Source organism: Streptomyces sp. NRRL WC-3549, from assembly GCF_000721935.1.
Lineage (GTDB): Bacteria > Actinomycetota > Actinomycetes > Streptomycetales > Streptomycetaceae > Streptomyces.
Genome location: NZ_KL585394.1, coordinates 23,073 through 25,578 on the forward strand (window position 1 = coordinate 23,073; position 2,506 = coordinate 25,578).

The 2,506-nt window shown below is 78.9% G+C and carries 2 protein-coding genes and 1 pseudogene; all 3 read right to left on the reverse strand.

All coding sequences use genetic code 11. From position 1 onward, the window contains the following. Nucleotides 1–1,124, reverse strand: a pseudogene (locus tag IH13_RS40100) (hypothetical protein); the annotation flags it as partial. Between the two features lie 90 nt (nucleotides 1,125–1,214). Beyond that, a complete protein-coding gene (locus tag IH13_RS0110710) occupies nucleotides 1,215–2,204 on the reverse strand; it encodes an anti-sigma factor family protein (RefSeq protein ID WP_031083245.1) in 990 nt (329 codons plus the stop codon). Then, a partial coding sequence (locus IH13_RS0110715) for a sigma-70 family RNA polymerase sigma factor (RefSeq protein WP_031083246.1) occupies nucleotides 2,201–2,506 on the reverse strand: 306 nt, incomplete at its 5' end. The genes IH13_RS0110715 and IH13_RS0110710, both read right to left, overlap by 4 nt.

Here is a 2,506-nt window from a genome sequence, read left to right on the forward strand (position 1 = left end):
ACCACACTGGGCAGGGCCCGCGCGGCGATGCCGGCGACGCTGTCCGGGGCTCTGCCCCCGCCGTCGGAACCGGCCTGGGGCAGCTCCACGGTGGTCAGGCCGCCGTTGCGCTCGACGTACGAACCGATCCCGCCGCCGATGCCGCCCGCGACGAGGGCGAGCAGCACGGCGCCGACCAGCACGGAACCACGGCCGCCCCTGCGGGCCTTCTTGCCCTCGCTCCCGGCGTCGGGATGGCTCAGGGGCTGCCGGGGGGCGCCCCAGGGGTCGTAGCGCAGCCACTGGGTGGTCTGCTGCTGGTGCGGCGGCTGCGGGGGCGGTGCCGGGGAGGGAGACGGGTGCTGAGTCGGTGTCATCGCTGTGGGGTGCGGGTGCTGGTGGGGCAGGGGGTGCGGGGCGGGCTGCGCGGCGTACGCGCCACCGGGCGGTGGACAGGCCTCACCCGGGGCCCGGCCGGCCGGGGCGGGGGCTGCCGGCGCCTGGCCGCCGCCCGCGTGGGGCGACGGTACGGGGGTGCCGTGGGCCGGCGTCGGAACCGGCCGCTGGACGGGCGGAGCGGGGGCCCAGGGCCCCGGACCGCCGTAGGGCGGGGTGCTGTACTCGTCGGGCGCGTGCAGCGGCTGTGGCCGCGGGGCGGCCGGTTCCGCGGCAGGCGGGGCGGGGGCGTCGGCACCGGCCGGGGCGGGCACCGGCGGCGGGGCGTCGTCCGGCACGGAGGCGGCCTCGTGGGTACCGGAAGCCGTGGACCGGGGGGTGGCGGCGGCCGCGCGCCCGGGCCGCTCGGTGTCCGGCCGCTCGGTGTCCGACGGCTCGGTCCCGGGCGGCTCGGTCTGCGGCGCCGTGGGGACGGGCGGACCGACGGGGCGCGCCGGCGCGTCGGCGGCGGGCGGTGCGGGTGAGCCGGTGTCAGGGGCCGGAGGCGCGAGCGTGAACGAGTCGTCCGCTGCCGCCGCCCCGGCCCCGGCGGCGACCGGTGTCGCGGGAGCCGTCGCCGGCAGGTCGCGGAGGGCCGTGCCGGCCGTGGCGCCCGAGGCCGTGTCCTCCGGCTCGGCGGTGCGGGCCCGTCCCGCCGAAGGGCGGCTCCACCACTTCGTCTTGGGCCCGCTGGGCTTCCCGTCGTCCATGCTCTCCCCGCCACTGGCCTCTGCGCGCCCCCACAGGGGCGCCCCTCCCGGAATTCAACCAGGTTTGCGAATCCGCGCGCAGAGGTCCGGTCAGCGCAGCGACGAGAGCGGCAGCGCGTGGTCGGTGCGCGGCGGCGCGGACGCCGTCGCGGAAGGCGTCGCCTCCGGGTCGGCCGCACCGCCCGGCGGGGCCGACAGCAGGGGTGGCGCGTCGGTCGGGCGTATCAGCGGCGGCACGCTCACGTTGAGCACCGGGAAGGCCGGGCTGCGCCCGCCGAGCCCCGTCGTCCCGAGCAGCAGGGAGGGCGCCGCGGCGAGCACGGGGCGGGCGGGCGGGGAGACGGCCGGTGCCGGTACGGGGGCCGTCGTCGGCGCCCGGCCGGTCCGGTCACCGAAGGCGAGTGCGCTGCCGCCCCCGCGGCTGGCCGCGGAAGCGGCGCCGGCCGTGCGCACGTCGGCGTCGAGCGGGGTGGCGCTGCTCCCCGCGCCCTCCGCGCTGAGCGGTGCGTCGGAGCCGTACTCCAGGGGCAGGGTGCCGCCGAGGGCGATGGCCGCCAGGGACACGGCGCTGGCGGCGGCGAACGCGAAGCGGCGGCCACGCCAGGGGGAACGGTCGGCCGCCCGGCCCACCTCGTGCACGGGGAACCCGGAACGTCCGGGACCGCCCGGCAGCACCGCGGTGGAGCCGTGCACCGTGGGCAGGTAGCCGAAGCCGTCCAGCGGTGAGGAGGGGCCCCGGACGGACCGGGCGCGCCCGCGGACGGGGTGGGGGGCCGGGAAGACGCCCTCCCCGAAGCGACGGCCGCCGAGGGGTTCGCCGGGGCCGTCGCCGTCCTTCCCGGGGCCCCCGGGGAGGCCCTGGAGCCGGGCCAGGAACCCTTCGGAAGGCGGTGGAGGGGTGGCGGTGGCGAAGGCGCTCTTCAGCCGCCGCTGCGCGTCCGCCTCGGCCTTGCACCGGGAACACGTCGCGAGGTGGGCCAGGACCCGCTCGCGTGCGTCGTGCTTGAGCTCGCCGTCGACGAGCGCGGCGAGCCGGTCCCCCAGGTGCTGCTCCGCGGGTGTCGGACCTGTGAGGCTCATGGGGTCCCGCCCTCCCCCGCCACGACGGCGTCCGCCAGGGAACGCTGCTCGGCGCGGGCCTCGGGCGAACGGTGCTTCAGGGCCTTGCGCAGGTGGGAGCGGCCGCGGTGGATGCGGCTGCGCACGGTGCCGAGCTTCACGCCGAGCGTGGCGGCGATCTCCTCGTAGGACAGGCCCTCGATGTCGCAGAGCACGACCGCGGCACGGAATTCGGGCGCGAGGGTGTCCAGCGCCTGCTGAACGTCCGCGTCGAAGTGTGTGTCGTTGAACACCTGCTGCGGCGACGGCTCACGGCTCCGCAG